Genomic DNA, 20,315 nt, shown 5'->3' on the forward strand with positions numbered 1-20,315 from the left:
CGTGTCGGGCATACGCTCGCTGCCGGTCGTTCCGTTAATGACAGGGGTATTGCTGCTGGCCTGGCCGTTCTTAGTCTGGTTTGGCCTCGCGCATAACAGTCTGCAATGGCTACTACCGTTAATGGCGCTGCTGCTGTTTTTACGCTTTCGCCAGACCCGGCGACAGGCGGGACCACTGAGCGTGGTTACTCAGGTCGTAGCGGCAGCTGGCATGACGCTGTGCATTGCCAGCTATCTGCTAAAAACCCATCAGCTGCTGCTGTTTTATCCGGTAGTAGTAAATAGCGTCATGCTGGCAGTGTTTGGCGGTTCGCTGTGGTCAAGCATGCCGATAGTCGAGCGCCTGGCGCGGCTGCGGGAACCGGTTCTTCCCGAGCGCGCCGTGCGTTACACCCGCCGGGTTACCCAAATCTGGTGCGCCTTTTTCATCCTCAACGGCGGCGTTGCGCTGTTTACTGCGCTATACGGCGATATGTCCCTGTGGACGGCGTGGAACGGCATGATTTCCTATCTTCTGATGGGAACTCTGATGGCCGGCGAGTGGCTGACCCGCCAGCAGATGATTAAACGAGATAAACCATGAAGCAGCCCCTTATGCTGGCCCAGTGGCTCAGCACAGCGCGTCCGGCGGACACGCTGATTGCGTGGCAGGAAGAACACCGCTGGACGCTGGCGCATCTGCGCTACGATGTCGCCCAGCTGCTTGCCTGTTTGCAGCAACAGCAAGGCGAACGCTGGGCGCTCTGTTTTGATAACAGCTACCTGTTTCTGGTCGCCCTGCTGGCCACGCTGCATGCGGGAAAAACGCCTGTGCTTCCCGGCCACAGTCGCGCGTCGTTATTAAACGAACAGCGGGCGCTTTTCGACGGCATATTGAGCGATAAGGCGCTGGCGTGGCGCGGGCCGCTACAGGTTGTGCATTCCGCCATGACGACCGCCCCCCACGAATACGCATTCCCGGCAATCGACGATGACGCCGATATTGAGCTTTTTACCTCCGGTTCTACCGGTGAACCGAAGCGAATTAGTAAGCCCGTCAAGAGTCTCGACCGCGAGGCGGCGCTGTTAGCCGCGCACTATACCGGACGCCTGGCAGACTGCCGGGTAGTGGCATCGGTCGCGCCACAGCATTTATATGGCCTGACGTTCCGCCTGTTCCTGCCCATGGCGCTAGGTTTGCCGCTCCACGCGGCGATGATTGAGTATGCCGAGCAGTTAACGGCATTGAACCCTGACCATCGCTATCTTTTTATCAGCAGTCCGGCTTTCCTCAAACGTCTCGATCGCCAGTTGCCCCCGCCACCGGTCGCGATGATTTTGTCCGCCGGCGGCAAGCTTCTGTGGCAGGATGCGGTGCAAACCGCCAGTTGGTTTGCTGTCTGGCCGGATGAAATTTACGGCAGCACGGAAAGCGGAGTTATCGCCTGCCGCCAGCGCCTGCAGGATGATACGCCGTGGCAGCCGTTCCCCGGCATTCGCTTTCAGCCGCAGGGCAACACAATTCGTCTATTTTCGCCGCTTATCGCCGACGATAACGGCCTGGTTATCGATGATATTTTGCATTTCAATGAAAGCGGTCAATTCCAGCTGGCAGGTCGTCGCGACCGGGTGGTGAAAATTGAAGAGAAGCGCATTTCACTAAGCGAAGTGGAACATCGATTACTGGAACTGGATGGCATTCTTGATGCCGCCGCCCTGCCTATTACCCGCGGCAGTCGCCAGAGCGTTGGCGCGTTGTTAGTTCTGCACCCAGACGCCCGTCGCCGCTGGGGAAAAAGTCAGGAATTACAGTGGCGAAAAGCGCTGCGCGCCTTGCTGGAACCTGTGGCCATCCCTCGCTACTGGCGGGTGATTGACGAGATCCCCGTTAACAGCATGAACAAGCGTGTCTACGCGCAATTACAGGAGTTATTTCATGAAGCCCCATGAAATTGAGCGCCGTCAGCCGCAAGCCGATCGGGTTGAAATCGTACTCTCTCTCGACCCGGCTCTATTCTGGTTTCGCGGCCATTTTGCCGTGCAGCCGCTGCTCCCCGGCGTCGCACAGATGGACTGGGCGATGCATTACGCCACCATGCTGCTGGCCCCCGGCTGGCGTTTTCACAGCGTTCAGAACGTGAAGTTTCAGTCGCCGCTATTGCCGGACACGACCGTTACGCTCGCCCTCAACTGGCAGGAGGCGCGCCAGACTCTGACGTTTAGCTATCTGCGCCACGACGGCGAAGCGCGACACACCGCCAGCAGCGGGAAAATTCGCTTATGCCGCTAGATTTCTCTCCCTGCGTTCTGATCCCCTGCTATAACCACGGCGCAATGATGCCGCGGGTACTGGCGCGCCTGCAGCCCTTTGGCCTGCCGTGCATCGTGGTGGACGACGGCAGCGATACCAATACGCGGCAGCAGCTGGAGCGGCTGGCGGCGGAAACCGCCAGCCTGACCCTAATCCGCTTACCACAGAACGCGGGCAAAGGCGCAGCGGTGATCCGTGGGCTACAGGCCGCGGCGGAAGCCGGGTTCAGCCATGCGGTGCAGGTCGATGCCGATGGTCAGCACGCCATCGAAGATATTCCGCAACTGCTGGCGCTGGCGCAGACGCATCCTGAAGCGCTGATTTCCGGGCAGCCGATTTACGACGACTCTATCCCGCGTTCGCGCCTGTACGGGCGCTGGATAACCCACGTCTGGGTATGGATTGAAACGCTGTCGCTGCAGTTGAAAGACAGCATGTGCGGCTTTCGCGTCTATCCGATAACGCCAACGCTACGGCTGGCGCAGCGCGTGACGCTCGGCCAGCGTATGGATTTCGATACCGAAGTGATGGTGCGCCTCTACTGGCAGGGGAATACCAGCTACTTTGTTCCGACCCGCGTGACCTATCCACCGGACGGTTTGTCGCATTTTGATGCCTTCAAAGATAACTGCCGCATCTCGCTGATGCACACGCGTCTGTCCCTCGGCATGCTGCCGCGGATGCCGTCGCTGCTGTTTCGCCGCGCCTCGCCGCACTGGGCGCGCCAGCAGGAGGTAAAAGGATTATGGGGAATGCGCCTGATGCTGCTGGTGTGGCGGCTGCTGGGGCGCAAGGCGTTCACGCTGCTGCTTTATCCGGTAGTCGGCGTGTACTGGCTGACGGCAGCGACGGCGCGCCGCGCGTCGCAACAATGGATCACCCGCGCGCGCGAACAGCTCGCCGCGCGCCAGATGCCGATACCGCCAACCCTGACCAGCTACCGGCACTTCCTGCGCTTTGGCGAGGCGATGCTGGATAAAATCGCCAGCTGGCGCGGCGAGCTACAGTTTGGTCGCGACGTGGTCTTTGCCGCAGGCGCCGAGGAGACGCTGAATATCAGCGATCCGCGAGGAAAACTACTGCTGGCCTCGCATCTCGGCGATGTCGAGGCCTGCCGCGCGCTGGCGCAACTGCAGGGCAGCAAAACCATCAACGCCCTGGTATTCAGCGAAAACGCGCAACGTTTTAAACAAATTATGGCGGAGATGGCGCCTCAGGCCGGACTCAACCTGATGCCGGTGACCGATATCGGCCCGGAAACCGCCATGCTGTTGCAAGAAAAGCTGGATCGCGGCGAATGGATCGCTATTGTCGGCGACCGTATTGCGGTTAACCCGCAGCGCGGCGGCGAATGGCGCGTCTGCTGGAGCCGTTTTATGGGACAAGACGCCCCCTTCCCGCAGGGGCCGTTCATTCTCGCGGCTATTTTGCGCTGCCCGGTGAATTTGATTTTCGCTCTCCGCCAGCAGGACAAACTGCGCATTTACTGCGAGCCGTTCGCCGATCCGCTGCTGCTGCCGCGCGCCGATCGCCAACAGGCGCTCCAGCAATGCATCGACCGCTACGCCGAACGGCTGGAACACTACGCGCTGCAGTCGCCGCTCGACTGGTTTAACTTTTTCGATTTCTGGCGTTTGCCGGATCCCAAAGATAAGGAGTAAAGGGTGCTTAACGATCCCCGTTTTACTGCTGAAGTAGAGCTGACTATCCCGTTTCATGACATCGATATGATGGGCGTCGTGTGGCATGGCAACTATTTTCGCTACTTCGAAATTGCCCGTGAGGCGCTGCTTAACCAGTTCAACTACGGCTACCGGCAGATGAAAGCCTCGGGTTATTTGTGGCCGGTGGTGGATACCCGCGTGAAATACCGCGACGTCATTACCTTCGAACAGCGCATTCGCGTACGTGCGCGGATAGAAGAGTTTGAGAACCGCTTGCGCATCGGCTACGAAATTTTTGATGCCGTCAGCGGCAAGCGCACCACCACCGGATACACCATCCAAGTCGCGGTAGATGAAAATAGCCGCGAGATGTGTTTCGTCAGCCCGGATATCCTGTTTGAACGCATGGGGGTCACGCCATGAGATTACTGCTGCTGTTAGGGCTGTTTATCAGCCCGCTGGTCAGCGCCCTGACGCTTGATACCCTACAACAACGGTTCACCGAACAGCCGGTGGTACGCGCCCATTTCGATCAAGTTCGCACGATTAAGGATCTGCCGCAGCCGCTGCGATCCCAGGGGAAGATGTTGATCGCCCGCGACAAGGGATTGCTGTGGGATCAAACCTCGCCGTTCCCAATGCAGCTGTTGCTGGATGACAAACGGATGGTGCAGGCGATTAACGGCCAGCCGCCGCAGACTATCACCGCCGAAAACAACCCGCAGATGTTCCAGTTCAACCATTTACTGCGCGCGCTGTTCCAGGCGGATCGTAAAGTCCTGGAAGAAAACTTCCGCGTGGAATTTGCCGATAAAGGCAACGGCCAGTGGACGCTGCGCCTGACGCCCATCACTACGCCGCTGGATAAGATTTTTGCCCGCATCGATTTAGCCGGAAAAACCTATCTGGAGCATATTCAGCTCAACGACAAACAGGGCGATCGCACCGATATTACGCTTTCCCAACATCAACTGACGCCAGCGCAACTGACCGATGACGAACGCCAACGCTTTGCCGCCCAGTAAACGCCCTGCGCTGTTATGGGCCGTCGTCTGCCTGATCCTGGCGGGCGCGCTGCTGTCGCTGCTGCCGCAGGCCCGGCTTAACAGCAGCGTACTGGCTATGCTGCCGAAACAGACGCTTGGCGCAATTCCGCCCAGCCTGAACGACGGTTTTATGCAGCGTCTTGACCGCCAGCTGGTGTGGCTGGTCAGCCCCGGTAAACAGGCCGATCCGCAGGCGGCCCGCGACTGGCTGCAGCGGCTGCAACAATCGCAGGCGTTGGCCGAGGTAAAAGGCCCAATGGATGCCGATAGCCAGCAGGCCTGGGGCGCGTTTTTCTGGCAACATCGCAACGGTTTAATTGACCCCGCTACCCGCGCGCGCCTGCAAAACGGCGGCGAAGCGCAGGCGCAATGGATCCTCACGCAGCTCTATTCGGCATTTTCCGGCGTCAGCGGCAAAGAACTGCAAAACGATCCGCTGATGCTGATGCGCGGTTCGCAGCTGGCGATGGCGAAAGGCGGCCAGCGGATGCAGCTGCAGGACGGCTGGCTGGTGACCAAAGACGCCCAAGGCAATGTATGGTATCTGTTGCATGGCGAACTGGCGGGATCGTCATTCGATATGCAGCAGACGCACCGGCTGGTCACGACCCTCGGCGAGCTGGAGAAGGAGTGGAAAACGCGGTATCCGCAGGCGCAGCTATTGTCACGCGGCACCGTGTTCTATAGCGATTACGCCAGCCAGCAGGCGAAGCACGATATTTCTACGCTCGGCGCGGCGACGCTGTTCGGCGTGATCCTGCTGATCGTCGCGACGTTTCGCTCGCTCCGCCCGCTGTTGCTGTGCCTGCTCTCTATCACGATCGGCGCGCTGGCCGGCACCGTCGTCACGCTGCTGCTATTTGGCGAGCTGCATCTGATGACCCTGGTGATGAGCATGAGCATCATCGGCATCTCCGCCGACTACACGCTCTATTATCTGACCGAACGGATGGTGCATGGCGCGGAATTAACCCCGTGGCAGAGTCTCGCCAAAGTGCGTCATGCGCTGCTGCTGGCGCTGCTCACCACCGTCGTGGCGTATCTGATTATGATGCTGGCCCCCTTCCCGGCGGTTCGCCAGATGGCGCTCTTCGCGGCGGTCGGCCTGAGCGCCTCATGCCTGACGGTGATTTTCTGGCATCCATGGCTGTGCCGCGGGCTCCCCGTGCGCCCGGTACCGGCAATGCTGCTACTGTTACGCTGGCTCGCCGCCTGGCGGCGCAATAAAAAGCTGTCCATCGGCCTCCCCGTTGCGCTGGCGCTGTTGTCGCTGGCGGGGCTAGCGACGCTGCGGGTGGATGATGATATTTCGCAGCTCCAGGCGCTGCCGCAGGATATTCTGGCTCAGGAAAAAGCGATTACCGCGCTCACCGGACAAAGCGTCGACCAGAAGTGGTTTGTGGTGTACGGCGAATCCGCCCAGCAAACGCTGGAACGGCTGGAAGCATTTATGCCCGCGCTGGCTAAGGCGCAAACCGACGGTATACTCAGCGGATATCGCGCCATTCCGCTGAATTCGCTCGCCCGACAGCAGCAGGATCTTACCCTGCTGCAACGCGCCGCGCCCGTCGTCGGCCAGGCGCTAAGTCACGCCGGGGTGGCAAAAGTTAATCCCGATCTCAACCCGATGCCGGTAACGGTCGACGACTGGCTTGCCAGCCCGGCCAGCGAAGGCTGGCGGCTGCTATGGCTGACGCTGCCGGATGGCGAAAGCGGCGTTCTGGTCCCGGTGAGCGGCGTGAAAGACAGCGCGGCGCTAAAGGCGCTCAGCGCAAAGCAGGCTGGCGTTGCGTGGGTCGATCGTAAAAGCGATTTCGACCAGCTTTTCGCGCTCTACCGCCATATTTTAACCGGACTGTTGTGCGTTGCGCTGGCGGTGATTGCCTGCGGCGCCGTTCTCCGCCTTGGCTGGCGCAAAGGGCTAATAAGCCTGGTGCCGTCGGTACTGTCGCTGGGCTGCGGGCTGGCGGCGCTGGCGCTTAGCGGCCACCCGGTTAACCTGTTCTCCTTGCTGGCGCTGGTGCTGGTACTGGGCATCGGCATTAACTACACGCTGTTTTTCAGCAACCCGCGCGGCACGCCGCTGACATCGCTGCTGGCGGTCACGCTGGCGATGATGACCACCTTATTAACGCTTGGCATGCTGGTCTTTAGCGCCACTCAGGCCATTAGCAGTTTTGGCATTGTTCTGGTGAGCGGCATTTTCACCGCTTTCCTGCTTTCGCCGCTGGCGATGCCGACCAAAAAAGAGAAAAAAAGACGATGATAAGACCATCATTCTGGCGCGCCTTCGCGCTACTCGCCGCCTTAGTACTGGCCGGCTGCAGCCATTCGCAGCCGGAGCCGCAAGGCCGCCCGCAGGCATGGCTTGAGCCGGGTACGCGCGTCACTTTACCGCCGCCTGGCATCTCGCCGGCTATCAGCTCGCAACAGTTGCTCACCGGCAGCTTCAACGGCCAAACCCAGTCGCTGCTGGTCATGCTCAATGCCGATGATAAAAAGCTCACGCTGGCGGGCCTGTCGTCCGTCGGTATCCGTCTGTTTCTTGTGACCTACGATGAAAAAGGGCTGCGCGCTGAACAGTCAATCGTGGTTCCGCAACTGCCGCCGGCCAGCCAGGTGCTGGCCGATGTCATGCTCAGCCATTGGCCGGTTAGCGCATGGCTGCCGCAGTTGCCGAAAGGCTGGACGCTAACCGACCGCGGCGACAAACGCGAACTGCGTAACGCGCACGGGAAGCTGGTCACGGAAATCACCTATATCAACCGCAAAGGCAAGCGCGTGCCGATAAGCATCGAACAGCACGTCTTTAAATACCACATCACCATTCAATACCTGGGTGACTGAGATGATCTACATTTCTGCCGTCGGCATGATTAACGCGCTGGGTCGCGATAATGATGAAGTCGCCGCCAATCTGGCTCGCGGTATCGCGCCCGGCATGCACCCGCGCGAGGGGTGGCTACAGGGACATCCGCAGGCGGTTTTCGCGGGCGTGGACGGCGAATTACCCGCCATTCCCGATACCTTTAGCGCCCATCGTTCGCGCAATAATCAACTGCTGCTGGCGGCGCTGGCGCAAATTCAGCCGCAGGTGGATGACGCCATCGCCCAATACGGGCGTGAACGCGTTGCCGTAGTGCTTGGCACCAGCACCTCGGGGCTCGACGAAGGTGACGCGCACGTCACGTTGACCCTTAGCGGCGCGGAAAGCGCGGCCTGGCAATATCCGCAGCAGGAGCTGGGAGACCCGTCGCGTTTTCTCAGCCACTGGCTGGCGCTGGATGGCCCGGCATTTACGCTGTCAACCGCCTGCTCATCCAGCGCCAGAGCCATTATCAGCGGACGCCGACTGATTGAAGCCGGGCTGGCGGATGTGGCGATTGTCGGCGGCGCGGATACCCTCAGCCGAATGCCGATTAACGGCTTTCACAGCCTGGAGTCGCTCTCCACGACTCAGTGCCAGCCGTTTGGCCGCGATCGCTGCGGCATCACTATCGGCGAAGGGGCGGCGCTGATGCTGCTGACCCGCGAGCCGCAGCCTATCGCGCTGCTGGGTATCGGCGAGTCCAGCGACGCCTGGCATATTTCCGCCCCGCATCCTGAGGGAGAAGGGGCAATTCGCGCTATCCAGCAGGCGCTGGACGATGCGGGCATCGCCCCTGAACAGGTGGGCTATATCAACCTGCACGGCACCGCCACACCGCTGAACGATCGGATAGAGTCTCACGTCGTCAACGCGCTATTTGGCGAGCAGGTGCCATGCAGCTCCACCAAACATCTGACCGGGCATACGCTGGGCGCGGCGGGGATCACCGAAGCCGCCATCGGCATGCTGATCCTGCAACGCAATCTGCTGCTGCCGGCGCAGGACTTCAGCCAGTCGCCGCGCGACGCGACCCTTCCGCCGTGCGGGATTATCGAACGTCCCCTACCGTTGCCGCGGCCGATTATCCTGTCGAACTCGTTTGCCTTTGGCGGTAATAACGCCAGCATTCTGCTCGGGAGCATTTAATGAGCCACTACTTATCGCCCGGCGCTTATCTACCGCACAAGCCGCCAATGCTGCTGCTGGAAGAGGTCGTCAATGTCACCGACGAAACCGCTACCTGCCGGGTCACGGTCTCGACCCATGGCGTCCTGGCGCCGTTTATTGATGCCGAGGGCAATCTCCCCGGCTGGTTCGCCCTGGAACTCATGGCGCAAACCGTTGGCGTCTGGTCCGGATGGCACCGCCAACAACAGGGGCAAACGTCCATCTCACTAGGCATGGTGCTTGGCGCGCGCGAGTTAGTCTGCGCGGCAGGATACCTGCCGGGCGGCAAGGCGCTGTCCATCACCGTAAAGCTGTTAATGCAGGACGAGCGTTTCGGCAGCTTCGAATGTGCCATTACGGCAGACGATGAAGAACTGGCAAGCGGACGGGTCAATACTTTCCAGCCGACGCCAACAGAACTTAACACCCTATTTCAACAAGGAGCGTCAGAATGAGTCGTTCAGTTTTGGTCACCGGCGCCAGTAAAGGCATCGGTCGCGCTATCGCCCGTCAGCTGGCGGCGGATGGCTTTGTGGTCGGCATCCACTATCATCGCGATGCGTCGGGCGCACAGCAAACGCTGGAGGCGATTACCGCCGCTGGCGGCTCGGGTCGTCTGCTGAGCTTTGATGTCGCCAACCGCGCGCAGTGTCGCGACGTGCTTGAGCAGGATATGGCCGAACACGGCGCATGGTACGGCATTATCAGCAACGCCGGCATCGCCCGCGACGGCGCTTTCCCGGCGCTCGGCGAAGAGGACTGGGACGCGGTGATCCACACCAACCTCGACAGTTTCTATAACGTCATTCATCCCTGCATCATGCCGATGATTAGCGCGCGCCAGGGCGGGCGTATCATCACGCTCTCGTCCGTATCCGGCGTCATGGGCAACCGGGGTCAGGTCAACTATAGCGCCGCTAAGGCGGGGATCATCGGCGCCACCAAAGCGCTGGCCATTGAACTGGCGAAGCGCAAAATCACCGTCAACTGCATCGCCCCGGGGCTTATCGACACCGGGATGATCGAAATGGAAGAGACTGCGCTAAAAGAGGCGATGTCGATGATCCCGATGAAACGCATGGGACAGGCGGACGAGGTGGCAGGGCTTGCCAGTTATTTAATGTCGGATATTGCGGGATATGTCACCCGACAGGTCATTTCAATCAATGGAGGGATGTTATGACACGTCGTGTGGTCATTACCGGGATGGGCGGCGTCACCGCCTTTGGCGACAACTGGCAGGATGTTTCGGCGGGGCTGCAGCGTTATAAAAACGCCGTGCGCGCCATGCCGGAGTGGCGTATTTACGAGGGTCTGCATACGCTACTGGGCGCGCCAATCGATGATTTCACCCTACCGGCCCACTATACCCGTAAGCGTATTCGCGCGATGGGCCGCGTGTCGCTACTTTCTACCCGCGCCACTGAACTGGCGCTCGAGCAGGCCGGGCTTATCGATGATGCCGTGCTGAGCAACGGCGAAACCGGCATCGCTTACGGCTCGTCAACCGGCAGTACCGGCCCGGTGAGCGAGTTCGCCACTATGTTGACGGAAAAGCACACCAACAATATTACCGGCACCACCTACGTGCAGATGATGCCCCACACCACCGCCGTTAATACCGGGCTGTTTTTCGGCCTGCGCGGCCGCGTTATTCCAACGTCAAGCGCCTGTACCTCCGGTAGCCAGGCGATCGGTTACGCCTGGGAAGCGATTCGTCACGGCTATCAAACGGTGATGGTCGCCGGCGGCGCGGAAGAGCTATGCCCGTCGGAAGCCGCGGTATTCGACACCCTGTTCGCCACCAGCCAGCGTAATGAACAGCCCGACCTCACCCCCGCCCCGTTCGATGAACAGCGCGATGGGCTGGTGATCGGCGAAGGCGCCGGTACTCTCATACTGGAAGAGCTGGAGCACGCCAAAGCGCGCGGCGCGACTATCTACGGTGAAATCATCGGCTTCGCCACCAACTGCGATGCCGCGCATATCACCCAACCGCAGCGTGAAACCATGCAGATCTGCATGGAACAATCGTTAAAAATGGCAGGCTTAAGCGCCCGGGATATTGGCTACATTTCGGCCCACGGCACCGCAACCGATCGCGGCGATGTCGCCGAAAGCCAGGCGACGGCGGCGATTTACGGCGACGGCGTGCCGATCTCCTCGCTGAAAAGCTATTTCGGCCATACCCTTGGCGCCTGCGGGGCGCTGGAGGCGTGGATGAGTCTGCAGATGATGCGCGAGGGCTGGTTCGCGCCTACGCTGAATCTGCATAATCCAGATGCTAACTGCGGCAACCTTGACTACATCATGGGCGAATCGCGCAAGATTGATTGTGAATTCCTGCAGAGCAACAACTTCGCCTTCGGCGGCATTAACACCTCAATCATTATTCAGCGCTGGCCGTGAGATGTATCAGCTTATCCTCGGCCACATCTCAACCCTTAGCGCCCTGCCGCTGCCGCCGGTGCTGATGGCGCAGGCGCCGGACGGCCCGCGGCGGGCCAGCTGGCTTGCCGGGCGCGCGCTGCTGGCGCATGCGACTACCCCGCTAATGGATATTCAGTATGGCGAAGAGGGTAAACCGGCATTCCCGCCCGGTAGCGGGCGGTGGTTTAACCTTAGCCACAGCGGCGACCATATTGCTCTGCTGTTGAGCGATGAAGGCGAAGTTGGCTGCGACATTGAAGTGATTCGCCCGCGCAACGGCTGGCAGCGGCTGGCTAACGCCCTGTTCAGCGAAGGCGAGCACCAGGAACTGGAGCGTGAACCGCCGGAGCGGCGGTTAGTCGCCTTCTGGCGTATCTGGACGCGCAAAGAGGCCCTGGTGAAACAGCGCGGCGGCAGCGCCTGGCAGATGGTCTCTGTTGACAGCGCCTTTCACGGCGCGCTGTCTTTAAGCCAGATTCAGTATGAAGGGTTAAGTATTGCGGTCTGTACGCCAACGCCGTTTTCATTGACGGCGGCGCGCATTCAATGTTTTAACGGCGCGGCTTAACCGGCCAGAAGATAGTCAGCACGCCAGCGATAATAATCAGCACGCCCAGCAGCGATTGCCAGTAAAACGGTTCATGCCAGCCGGGCAGCCAGATGGCGGCGGCCCACACCAGAATGTAGCTCAGGCTTAGCAGCGCGTAAGCTTTGGCCAGCGGTAAGCGGTGTAGCGCGAAATACCAGCAGACCATCGACAGCAGATAGCCAACCAGGCCGAAACCCAGGCTGAAGGTACCAGTGCGAAAATGCAGCAGATGATTGAGGAAGGTCAGGATATCGGTCAACGGCGGCAGTTCGACCATCGCGCTGCGCAACAGCAGCTGTGCGCCGCTGACCAGGCCAACGCTCAATAACGCCCAGATTAAACCCATCAGACGCTACTCCCCAGAACGGCGATACCGACGACGATCAGCCCGACGCCAAGCCAGTGGCGGCGCGCCACTGGCTCGCGCCAGATGCCCCATGCCGCCAGCGTCACCCAGACAAAATTGAGGCTCAGCATCGGATAGGCAATACCGACCGGGATTGCCTGCAGTACCCCCAGCCACAGCAGCATACCGCCGCCGAGCGCCAGCAGGGCTAATCCCAACCAGACCAGGATATGCCGCCCGCGCCGTCCGCTACGGGACGGCCGGGTTGCCTGCTTCTGGCACAACTGACCGGCGCAGCTAAGCAGGCTGGCGAGTACCAGACAGAACCAGACACTCATTGCGGCAGATACTGAATAAATACCACGCGCCCCAGCACGTAGGAGTTATCAGGTTTCGGTAACGCCAGTTCGTTCATCGTTTCACCTTTATCCATCAGCAGCACCAGAGAGATGGGTCCCTGCTGGCGGTGCGCTGCCAGCCAATCAGCAAATTCGTGAGTCGCCAGGAATTTGCTCTGCGCATCCGGCCAGCCGAGGCCATATTTTAGCTCCCCCTGCTTGTCATACAGGATGATGTCGTCACGCTTGAGCTCCCACGCCAGCCCCGCGCCGATACCGACGCTGTTGGTCAGTACATAGCGGCTTGGCGCCAACGATTCACTCACGATATCCACCAGGAACTGCGGCTGTTTACTGTCAATAACCCGATCCGGAATAGCGAAGCCCACCAGCAGCGCCAGCCCCAGCGGGCAGATGGCGGCCAGCGGCCAGCGACGACCGTTGTCCTTGATTGCCAACCAGCCCATTAGCGCCCATACGGCAAAGGCGATCGCCGCCAGCAGACATTTATACAGCTCGATCTTCGTCCACACCGGTTTATGCATGACGCCCCACGGTGAGACCACCAGCACCGCGACCAGGCCAATCAGACCAAAACCGAGGTTGATCATGCCGTTGATGCGCAGCGCTTTCGCCCCCGCCTTCGCGGCATCCAGCGCGTAGCGGGCCATCAAAATCGACAGCGGCATAAAGCACGGCAGAATGTAGGTCGGCAGTTTTCCTTTGGCGATGCTGAAGAACAGGAACGGCATCGCCACCCAGCCTAGCAGATACAGCGCGCCGCGGGCATCATCGCGTTCGCTCCAGCCGCGCTTGAGCGCGCCCGGCAGCAGCGCCAGCCACGGCAGGCTGCCGGCTATCAGGAACGGAATGTAGTACCAGAAGGGCGCTTTATGCTGCGCGTCTTTCTCGGCGAAACGTTGGATATGTTCGACCCAGAAGAAATAGCGCCAGAAATCCGGTTCGCGATTAGCGATAGCCAATCCCCACGGCAGCACCACCAACGTACAGACCACCACCGCCAGCCAACCGTAGGTTAGCACCTCGCGCCAGCGCTTACGCGCAATCACCCACGGCAGCACGCCAACTACCGGTACCGCCAGCGCCAGGAAACCCTTGGTCATCACCCCCATCCCGCAGGCGAAGCCCAGTACGATATAACCCAACAACTTCCCGCCGCGGCTCTGCGCCTGGGAGGCACCCCAGAAGCTGCACATCGCCAGCGCCATCCACATGGTGATCATCGGATCCAGCACCGCATAGGTGCCAATCGCGTAGACCAGCATCGCGGTGAGGAAGATAACCGGCGACAGGATCGCCACGCGTTTATCGCGGAAAATACGCCACGCCAGCCACGCCACCAGCAACGCGCTGACGGTAATGGCGAAAACCGCACCGAAACGCACGCCGAAGTTATTATGGCCGAACAGCCACTGGCCAATACTGTTAATCCAGTAACCGGCAATCGGCTTTTCAAAGTAACGCAGGCCCAGCAGATGCGGCACCACCCAGTCGCCGGAGGCCAGCATTTCACGGCTGATCTCGGCATAACGGGTTTCATCAGGCTGCCACAGCAAACGGAAATTTAACGGCAATAAGTAATACAGCGCAAAGAGTACAACCAGAGAGACGCCATAACGAATGCTTTTCATACACCCGAGCCCAGTAATTGTTCACGTCCAAGCCAACCTTCCCGGCCAGCCAGTTCACCACGGACCACTTTGCCTGACGGCAGCTCGCTAAAGTCAGCGGGCAACAGCTGGCTCAGTGGGCAAAATTGTATTTCTTCTTCCTCCGCCATGGCCAGCAGCGCATCGAACTGGTCGGCGTAGGCAATGCCTTCCACTTCGGCGTGGATGGTATAGACCGGCGTTCCCTTGTCGCGATGGATGCAGTCCAGCAGATAGCGGTTAAAGCCAGCGCTATCTACGGCGCTACCGACCACTTCATCCCAGGTGGGAAGCGTCACCGGGATTTGTACGGTGCCGGAGGCCCCGCCGCCAAGCTGCGGCAGGAATGGCCGCGTGCCGCGACAATCGCTGTTGTAGAGGAAATCGAAGGATTCTTTCGCTTTTACCACCCGCTGGTCGGCACGCCAGCCGGCGACGGCTGAGCAGGTTACCGGGCGACCGATAATGCGTTCCAGTTCGAGCAGACCGCGTTCCACTTCCAGCGTCAGACGTTCCTGCGGCCACACGCCGCTCCATGCCTGCCAGCTGTAGTGGTCCCAGGCATGCAGACCCACTTCATGGATCTGCGCGGCGGCGCGAATAACCTCTTCGTTACCCGCGCCAATCCTGCGCCCCGGCCACGCGGTACCGGCCAGCAGAATATCCCAGCCGTACAGCGACGCCGCGTTAGAGCGCAGCATTTTCCACAGAAACTTCGGTTTTACCAGGCGCCATAAATGGCGCCCCATATTGTCCGGCCCGACGCTGAAAAAGAAGCTTGCCTGAATTCCATGCTTGCCCAGCAGGGCCAGCAGCCGCGGTACGCCATCACGCGTCCCGCGAAAGGTATCGACATCTATGCGTAAGCCGACTTGTTTCATGAGTTTTTATCGTCCGTGAGCTCAACGGTGCGCAGGAAGAAGTCCAGAGTATGCTCAACGGTCTCTTCCATCTCGACGGTCGGTTCCCAGTTCAGGCAGCGTTTTGCGTTACGAATGCTCGGCTTACGATGCTCAACGTCCTGGTAGCCTTTACCGTAGTAATCGCTGCTTTCCACTTCACGGAAACCGGCGAACGGCGGGAAGCGATCGCGCAGCGGGTGGCGCTCGAAGCAGGCAAGCAGCATTTCCGCCAGCTCTTTGATGCTCGCTTCGTTTTCCGGGTTACCGATGTTGATGATCTGACCATCGCAGCGACCATCTTTATTCTCAATGATGCGGAACAGCGCTTCGATACCATCGCTGATATCGGTGAAGCAGCGCTTCTGCTTGCCGCCTTCGATAAGCTTAATCGGCGAACCTTCCACCAGATTAAGGATCAGCTGAGTGATGGCGCGGGAGCTACCGATACGCGCGGCATTAAGGTTATCCAGACGCGGCCCCATCCAGTTGAACGGACGGAACAGGGTGAACTTGAGGCCGTTCTTATCGCCGTAGGCCCAGATCACGCGGTCCAGCAGCTGCTTAGAAACCGAGTAGATCCAACGCTGTTTGTTGATCGGCCCGACCACCAGATTGGAGGTATCTTCGTCGAAGTTTTTGTCGGTGCACATGCCGTACACTTCCGAGGTCGACGGGAAGATGATGCGCTTATTGTATTTCACGCAGTCGCGGATAATTTTCAGGTTCTCTTCGAAATCCAGCTCGAACACGCGCAGCGGGTTACGGGTGTATTCGATAGGCGTGGCGATCGCGACCAGCGGCAGTACCACGTCGCATTTCTTAATGTGGTATTCGATCCACTCGGAGTGGATACTGATATCGCCTTCCACGAAGTGGAAACGCGGGTTATCGAGGAAACGGCTGATGGCGTCAGAGCCGATATCCAGGCCGTAAATCTCATAGTTGTCGTCCTGCAACAGACGTTCGGTCAGATGGTTACCGATAAAGCCGTTAACGCCGAGAATCAGCACGCGGGTACGGCGCTTAATCGCCACCACCGGTTTGCTGCTCAGTACCGCGCTGGTCACCAGCCCCAGCGCCTGCGCCAGTTGGGTACCCTGCATATAAACGCCGCGTTCGGTCTGGCCGGTGACGATTTCCAGCGCCCCCTGCTGACAGGCAACCACCAGCGGCGCGACAGAGATCACGGTGCCGGGCTTGGCTGCCGGCAGGTCGGCGCGCACGCGGGATTTCCAGACGATAAATTTGTTCGCGCCGGCATAGGCGAAAGCGCCCGGCCACGGATCGGACACCGCGCGCACCAGATTGTGCAGAGTCTGCGCCGGTTTGTCCCAATCGAGACGCCCATCTTCCGGGGTACGACGGCCAACGTAGGTCGCCTGGCTGTGGTCCTGCGCGCGTTCCTGAGTCTTACCCTCACGAATAGCCGGCAGCGCCTGGCCCAGCAGATCGGAGGCGGCGGCGCACAGTTTACGGTGCAGCGCCAGCGCCGCTTCATCCGGACCGATAGCCACAGCTTGTTGGGCGACGATATCGCCCGCGTCGGCGCGGTTAACCATTCGATGCAGGGTCACGCCGGTTTCACTTTCGCCGTTGACCAGCACCCAGTTCAGCGGCGCACGACCGCGGTATTTCGGCAGCAGAGAACCATGCAGGTTGAAAGCCCCCTTCGGCGCGATATTCAGGATCTCATCGCACAGCAGGTTGCGGTAGTAGAACGAGAACAGCACATCCGGCTTCATCTCGCGAATACGTTCAATCCACAGCGGATGGTTAACATCTTCCGGCGCCCATACCGGGATACCTTGCTCGGCGGCAATACGGGCAACGGAACCAAAGAAATGGTTTTCGCCAGGGTTATCCGGATGGGTAAAAATAGCGGCGATTTCATAACCGGCATCCAGCAGTGACTGAATACCTGCGCAACCCATATCGTGATAAGCGAAGACTACTGCTTTCATGAACGATCTTCCTCTTGAGACGCCGTTTCCGGCTGACGAACAACACGTTGAATAAAGTAACGGGGACGGGCGCGGACATCGTTATAGATGCGGCCGATATACTCCCCGAGCAGGCCCATACCGACAAACTGGGCGCCGATAAACATGAACAGCACGGCGAAGAGCATGAACACCCCTTCCGCCGCCCACTGTGGACCGAAGGCCAGACGCAGCACCACCAGCAGCAGGCCGAAGGCGAAGCCCAACAGGGCTATCACGCTGCCGAAAATGCTCAGTAAACGCAGCGGGGTGGTGGTCAGACAGGTCACCAGGTCATACATCAGGTTAATCAGACGCATGAAGCTGTATTTGGAGTCGCCGAATTCGCGCTCGGCGTGCATCACCGGGATCTCGACCGCCCGGCGGGCGAAAGTATTCGCCAGAATCGGGATAAAGGTGCTGCGCTCATGGCAGTTGAGCATGGCGTCGATGATATGGCGGCGATAGGCGCGCAACATGCAGCCGTAGTCCCCCATGGCTTTACCGGTGGTACGCTGGATCAGGCGGTTAATCATCTTCGAGGCAGATTTACGGAAGATGCTGTCCTGACGGTTCTGGCGCACGGTACCGACCACGTCGTATCCTTCATCGGCTTTTTCCACCAGCCGCGGGATCTCTTCCGGCGGGTTTTGCAGGTCGGCATCGAGGGTGATGATCAGATCGCCGGTGACATGGCTGAAACCGGCCATAATCGCCGAGTGCTGGCCGTAGTTACGGTTCAACAGCACCGCCACCACGTGGCTGCCTTCGGCTTCGGCGGCCTCGGTCAGCATGCGCGCGGAATCGTCGCTGCTGCCGTCGTCGATCAGCAGAATTTCATATTGGCGCCCTAGCGTCGCACAGGCGGCGTCGGTACGACGCAGCAGCTCCGGCAGACTATCCTGTTCGTTATAAACCGGGATAACCACCGAGACTTTTTTTACGGGAGGATAAGTAAGCATATCAACGTCCTGACAACTGATGTAGCGCGGTAATGACGCGGGTGACATCGTCGTCGGTCATATCCGGGAACAGCGGGATGGAACAAATGCGCGCGCTGTTCCATTCGGTATTCGGTAACGAAACTTCAGGAAAACGCTCGCGGTAATACTTTTGCGTATGGGCCGCGCGGAAGTGCAGACCGGTGCCTATGCCCATGGCTTTGAGTTTTTCCATCAGGGCATCGCGGCTGATGCCGCAGGCCGCTTCATCAACGCGGATAATAAACAGGTGCCAGGCGTGCTGGTGATCCCATGCCGGAACGGTCAGCGGCTTAAACGGGGTATCAGCCAGCTCGCGCAGGTAGCGCTGGGCGATTGCAGCGCGACGTTGATTCGCCTGCGCCAGCTTATCCAACTGCACCAGCGCCAGCGCGGCGTTGATATCGGCCAGATTGTATTTGAAGCCGGGGGTAATCACTTCCGCCTGCGGCGCTCGGCCGTGGGTCTGGCGGTCGTAGGCGTCAACGCCCAGGCCGTGGAATTTGAGGCTGCGGATGCGGGAAGCCAGCTCGTCATCATCGGTGACGATAAGCCCCCCTTCGGCGCAGGTCATATTTTTGATCGCGTGGAACGAGAAAATCGCGGTGCCGCGCCAGCCGACGTGGCGGCCCTTATAGTGCGTTCCCGCGGCATGCGCGGCATCTTCGATAACCGGAATACCGTGGCGCTCGCCAACGGCGCGGATCGCATCGATATCCGCAGGCGCGCCCGCGTAGTGGACGGGAATAATCGCTTTCGTCCGCGAGGTGATCGCCGCTTCCACCGCCTCGGGGGTAATCATCAGATTATCGTGATCGACATCGATCATCACCGGCGTAGCGCCCAGCAGACAGATCATATTCAGCGTCGACACCCAGGTTTGCGAAGGGGTGATCACTTCGTCGCCAGGGCCAATGCCCATCGCCATTAGCGTGACGTGCATACCGCCGGTAGCGGAGCTGACGGCGATGGCGTGGCGGTTGCCGGTCAGTTGGCAAAATGCCTCTTCCAGCGCCTGGTTTTTAGGACCGGTAGTAATCCATCCTGATTGCAAAACTTCACGCAGCGCAGCCAGCTCTGCGTCGCCCATCGACGGGCGCGAAAACGGCAGAAATTCGCTCATCTTTTTCCTGTTCTATTAATAACCCACTAAAAAAGGGGGCCGGTAGAAAGAAATATCCTGCGCCAGCGGACTTAAACAAAATGAAAATGAAGTCGGTTCACCGCCACATTTCATTCCAGGGTATTTCGACGGTTATAAATCTAGTCGCTGTTGCTTAGGATAATATTAAGAAATTAATATTTTTCGCGAGAATAGTAATATCTCATTGAGAATCAGATAGATAGTATTTTCTTATGACAGGAATCAGCAGCAAAAAGCCCCAGTTTCATAGAGAAAACTGGGGCTTAACGGGTGAAAGTAAACGAATCGTCAACCAGCCCGCAATAAATATTTATTTACGTTTTAATCTATCGGTAAAAATTAGTGTTAGATCACAGAATTATTTCTGCTGTATTACAAATTTGCAGGAAAATCTGCGGGTAATTCATTAGCCGGGCAATTAATTACATCGTTATTATCCGCGCCACAATCGCGAACAAAGGTGATAGTCGCGAATTCATCAATCACTTCGGTCGGGTAGGCCGGGCCGGCGTCACGATAGGCGTTCATTAACGGAATATGATCGTTCTGGAAGCAGACGGTTTTTTCCGGGTTATTCATGATCCAGCGGGGGAAGAATATAGTGCCGTGGAACAGTTTGTCGCCCAGGTTGACGATCAGGCTGACGTCGGTACCGGTTGGTTCGGTCCAGGAAATTTTATAAATGCTTTCGCCTACCCGCACGATGTACGCATGCTGGTCTTTCACCCAACGGTTGGCAACGATGCCGCTGTGAATACGATAGTCCAGAGTGGTGCCATTTTTAACGTAAATTTCGTAGTTCCAGCCGTTGTCGTAGGTATAAACCAGATGTTTACCGATAAAGCCGCTGAGGTCATGTTTGTCAAAAGTGCTCATTATTTATTCTCCTCTGTTTCGTTGA

21 protein-coding genes are annotated in these 20,315 nt (G+C 59.0%); 13 read left to right on the plus strand and 8 right to left on the minus strand.

Annotated features, from left to right (window positions below):
- Window position 1: 1 nt before the first annotated feature.
- The 13 genes from PGR09_RS15070 to acpT are packed head-to-tail and all read left to right on the plus strand — an operon-like array spanning window position 2 to window position 12,034.
- Entirely contained in the window at window positions 2-583 is a 582-nt protein-coding gene (locus tag PGR09_RS15070) for a hypothetical protein (protein WP_045397056.1), read from the plus strand.
- Entirely contained in the window at window positions 580-1,929 is a 1,350-nt protein-coding gene (locus PGR09_RS15075; protein ID WP_430916273.1) for an AMP-dependent synthetase, read from the plus strand. Before PGR09_RS15070 ends, PGR09_RS15075 begins: the two co-directional genes overlap by 4 nt.
- Window positions 1,916-2,269: a hydroxymyristoyl-ACP dehydratase gene (locus tag PGR09_RS15080; RefSeq protein WP_045397064.1), complete on the plus strand. Its 354-nt coding sequence runs from the start codon at window positions 1,916-1,918 to the stop codon at window positions 2,267-2,269. Before PGR09_RS15075 ends, PGR09_RS15080 begins: the two co-directional genes overlap by 14 nt.
- Window positions 2,260-3,951 (plus strand): glycosyltransferase family 2 protein, encoded by a 1,692-nt coding sequence (locus PGR09_RS15085; RefSeq protein ID WP_430916274.1) that lies wholly within the window; start codon window positions 2,260-2,262, stop codon window positions 3,949-3,951. Before PGR09_RS15080 ends, PGR09_RS15085 begins: the two co-directional genes overlap by 10 nt.
- 3 nt (window positions 3,952-3,954) lie before the next feature.
- Window positions 3,955-4,377, plus strand: a complete 423-nt coding sequence (locus tag PGR09_RS15090; RefSeq protein WP_047047887.1) for an acyl-CoA thioesterase — start codon at window positions 3,955-3,957, stop codon at window positions 4,375-4,377.
- A complete protein-coding gene (locus PGR09_RS15095; protein ID WP_045397076.1) occupies window positions 4,374-4,979 on the plus strand; it encodes an outer membrane lipoprotein carrier protein LolA in 606 nt (201 codons plus the stop codon). The genes PGR09_RS15090 and PGR09_RS15095 overlap by 4 nt, the downstream gene beginning before the upstream one ends.
- Window positions 4,948-7,266 (plus strand): MMPL family transporter, encoded by a 2,319-nt coding sequence (locus PGR09_RS15100; protein ID WP_047078864.1) that lies wholly within the window; start codon window positions 4,948-4,950, stop codon window positions 7,264-7,266. The genes PGR09_RS15095 and PGR09_RS15100 overlap by 32 nt, the downstream gene beginning before the upstream one ends.
- The gene (locus PGR09_RS15105) at window positions 7,263-7,847 is read left to right on the plus strand and encodes a DUF3261 domain-containing protein (RefSeq protein ID WP_047078863.1); all 585 of its coding nucleotides are present in this window, start codon (window positions 7,263-7,265) and stop codon (window positions 7,845-7,847) included. The genes PGR09_RS15100 and PGR09_RS15105 overlap by 4 nt, the downstream gene beginning before the upstream one ends.
- A 1-nt stretch (window position 7,848) precedes the next feature.
- Window positions 7,849-9,015, plus strand: a complete 1,167-nt coding sequence (locus PGR09_RS15110; RefSeq protein WP_047078862.1) for a beta-ketoacyl-[acyl-carrier-protein] synthase family protein — start codon at window positions 7,849-7,851, stop codon at window positions 9,013-9,015.
- Window positions 9,015-9,491 (plus strand): 3-hydroxy-fatty acyl-ACP dehydratase, encoded by a 477-nt coding sequence (locus PGR09_RS15115; protein ID WP_045397087.1) that lies wholly within the window; start codon window positions 9,015-9,017, stop codon window positions 9,489-9,491. Before PGR09_RS15110 ends, PGR09_RS15115 begins: the two co-directional genes overlap by 1 nt.
- Window positions 9,488-10,219 carry a 3-ketoacyl-ACP reductase FabG2 gene (locus tag PGR09_RS15120; protein ID WP_047047872.1) on the plus strand — a complete coding sequence of 244 codons (732 nt, stop codon included), beginning with the start codon at window positions 9,488-9,490 and terminating at the stop codon, window positions 10,217-10,219. Before PGR09_RS15115 ends, PGR09_RS15120 begins: the two co-directional genes overlap by 4 nt.
- Window positions 10,216-11,445 (plus strand): beta-ketoacyl-ACP synthase, encoded by a 1,230-nt coding sequence (locus PGR09_RS15125; RefSeq protein WP_047078861.1) that lies wholly within the window; start codon window positions 10,216-10,218, stop codon window positions 11,443-11,445. Before PGR09_RS15120 ends, PGR09_RS15125 begins: the two co-directional genes overlap by 4 nt.
- Before the next feature lies 1 nt (window position 11,446).
- Window positions 11,447-12,034, plus strand: a complete 588-nt coding sequence (gene acpT, locus PGR09_RS15130) for a 4'-phosphopantetheinyl transferase AcpT (RefSeq protein ID WP_047078860.1) — start codon at window positions 11,447-11,449, stop codon at window positions 12,032-12,034.
- On the opposite strand, the gene arnF is transcribed toward acpT, so the two are convergent.
- The 8 genes from arnF to PGR09_RS15170 form a co-directional block, all read right to left on the minus strand.
- Window positions 12,018-12,401 carry a 4-amino-4-deoxy-L-arabinose-phosphoundecaprenol flippase subunit ArnF gene (arnF, locus tag PGR09_RS15135; protein ID WP_045397099.1) on the minus strand — a complete coding sequence of 128 codons (384 nt, stop codon included), beginning with the start codon at window positions 12,399-12,401 and terminating at the stop codon, window positions 12,018-12,020. The genes acpT and arnF overlap by 17 nt on opposite strands.
- Window positions 12,401-12,739, minus strand: coding sequence for a 4-amino-4-deoxy-L-arabinose-phosphoundecaprenol flippase subunit ArnE (gene arnE / locus PGR09_RS15140; protein ID WP_045397101.1), 339 nt, complete (start codon window positions 12,737-12,739; stop codon window positions 12,401-12,403). Before arnE ends, arnF begins: the two co-directional genes overlap by 1 nt.
- Window positions 12,736-14,391: a lipid IV(A) 4-amino-4-deoxy-L-arabinosyltransferase gene (arnT, locus tag PGR09_RS15145; protein WP_047078859.1), complete on the minus strand. Its 1,656-nt coding sequence runs from the start codon at window positions 14,389-14,391 to the stop codon at window positions 12,736-12,738. The genes arnE and arnT overlap by 4 nt, the downstream gene beginning before the upstream one ends.
- Complete coding sequence (gene arnD, locus PGR09_RS15150) at window positions 14,388-15,290, minus strand: 4-deoxy-4-formamido-L-arabinose-phosphoundecaprenol deformylase (protein ID WP_045397107.1); 903 nt, start codon at window positions 15,288-15,290, stop codon at window positions 14,388-14,390. The genes arnT and arnD overlap by 4 nt, the downstream gene beginning before the upstream one ends.
- Complete coding sequence (arnA, locus tag PGR09_RS15155; RefSeq protein WP_063447380.1) at window positions 15,287-17,272, minus strand: bifunctional UDP-4-amino-4-deoxy-L-arabinose formyltransferase/UDP-glucuronic acid oxidase ArnA; 1,986 nt, start codon at window positions 17,270-17,272, stop codon at window positions 15,287-15,289. The genes arnD and arnA overlap by 4 nt, the downstream gene beginning before the upstream one ends.
- On the minus strand, window positions 17,269-18,252 hold the full coding sequence (gene arnC / locus PGR09_RS15160; RefSeq protein ID WP_045397114.1) for an undecaprenyl-phosphate 4-deoxy-4-formamido-L-arabinose transferase: 984 nt from the start codon (window positions 18,250-18,252) through the stop codon (window positions 17,269-17,271). Before arnC ends, arnA begins: the two co-directional genes overlap by 4 nt.
- A gap of 1 nt (window position 18,253) precedes the next feature.
- A complete protein-coding gene (gene arnB, locus PGR09_RS15165) occupies window positions 18,254-19,393 on the minus strand; it encodes a UDP-4-amino-4-deoxy-L-arabinose aminotransferase (RefSeq protein WP_045397116.1) in 1,140 nt (379 codons plus the stop codon).
- 393 nt (window positions 19,394-19,786) lie between these two features.
- Entirely contained in the window at window positions 19,787-20,293 is a 507-nt protein-coding gene (locus tag PGR09_RS15170; protein WP_026612202.1) for a phenolic acid decarboxylase, read from the minus strand.
- Window positions 20,294-20,315: the final 22 nt, after the last annotated feature.

The sequence above is a fragment of the Klebsiella sp. 141251 genome (assembly GCF_050600725.1).
Lineage (GTDB): Bacteria > Pseudomonadota > Gammaproteobacteria > Enterobacterales > Enterobacteriaceae > Klebsiella > Klebsiella aerogenes.

Bases quoted from the DNA above. Each gene is read 5' to 3' on its own strand.
- arnE (WP_045397101.1), bottom strand. From the start codon at position 12,739: ATGAGTGTCTGGTTCTGTCTGGTACTCGCCAGCCTGCTTAGCTGCGCC.
- PGR09_RS15120 (WP_047047872.1), top strand. From the start codon at position 9,488: ATGAGTCGTTCAGTTTTGGTCACCGGCGCCAGTAAAGGCATCGGTCGC.
- PGR09_RS15085 (WP_430916274.1), top strand. From the start codon at position 2,260: ATGCCGCTAGATTTCTCTCCCTGCGTTCTGATCCCCTGCTATAACCAC.
- PGR09_RS15110 (WP_047078862.1), top strand. From the start codon at position 7,849: ATGATCTACATTTCTGCCGTCGGCATGATTAACGCGCTGGGTCGCGAT.
- arnT (WP_047078859.1), bottom strand. From the start codon at position 14,391: ATGAAAAGCATTCGTTATGGCGTCTCTCTGGTTGTACTCTTTGCGCTG.
- arnA (WP_063447380.1), bottom strand. From the start codon at position 17,272: ATGAAAGCAGTAGTCTTCGCTTATCACGATATGGGTTGCGCAGGTATT.
- acpT (WP_047078860.1), top strand. From the start codon at position 11,447: ATGTATCAGCTTATCCTCGGCCACATCTCAACCCTTAGCGCCCTGCCG.
- PGR09_RS15115 (WP_045397087.1), top strand. From the start codon at position 9,015: ATGAGCCACTACTTATCGCCCGGCGCTTATCTACCGCACAAGCCGCCA.
- PGR09_RS15080 (WP_045397064.1), top strand. From the start codon at position 1,916: ATGAAGCCCCATGAAATTGAGCGCCGTCAGCCGCAAGCCGATCGGGTT.
- PGR09_RS15105 (WP_047078863.1), top strand. From the start codon at position 7,263: ATGATAAGACCATCATTCTGGCGCGCCTTCGCGCTACTCGCCGCCTTA.
- PGR09_RS15100 (WP_047078864.1), top strand. From the start codon at position 4,948: ATGACGAACGCCAACGCTTTGCCGCCCAGTAAACGCCCTGCGCTGTTA.
- PGR09_RS15095 (WP_045397076.1), top strand. From the start codon at position 4,374: ATGAGATTACTGCTGCTGTTAGGGCTGTTTATCAGCCCGCTGGTCAGC.
- PGR09_RS15125 (WP_047078861.1), top strand. From the start codon at position 10,216: ATGACACGTCGTGTGGTCATTACCGGGATGGGCGGCGTCACCGCCTTT.
- arnF (WP_045397099.1), bottom strand. From the start codon at position 12,401: ATGGGTTTAATCTGGGCGTTATTGAGCGTTGGCCTGGTCAGCGGCGCA.
- arnB (WP_045397116.1), bottom strand. From the start codon at position 19,393: ATGAGCGAATTTCTGCCGTTTTCGCGCCCGTCGATGGGCGACGCAGAG.
- arnD (WP_045397107.1), bottom strand. From the start codon at position 15,290: ATGAAACAAGTCGGCTTACGCATAGATGTCGATACCTTTCGCGGGACG.
- PGR09_RS15075 (WP_430916273.1), top strand. From the start codon at position 580: ATGAAGCAGCCCCTTATGCTGGCCCAGTGGCTCAGCACAGCGCGTCCG.
- arnC (WP_045397114.1), bottom strand. From the start codon at position 18,252: ATGCTTACTTATCCTCCCGTAAAAAAAGTCTCGGTGGTTATCCCGGTT.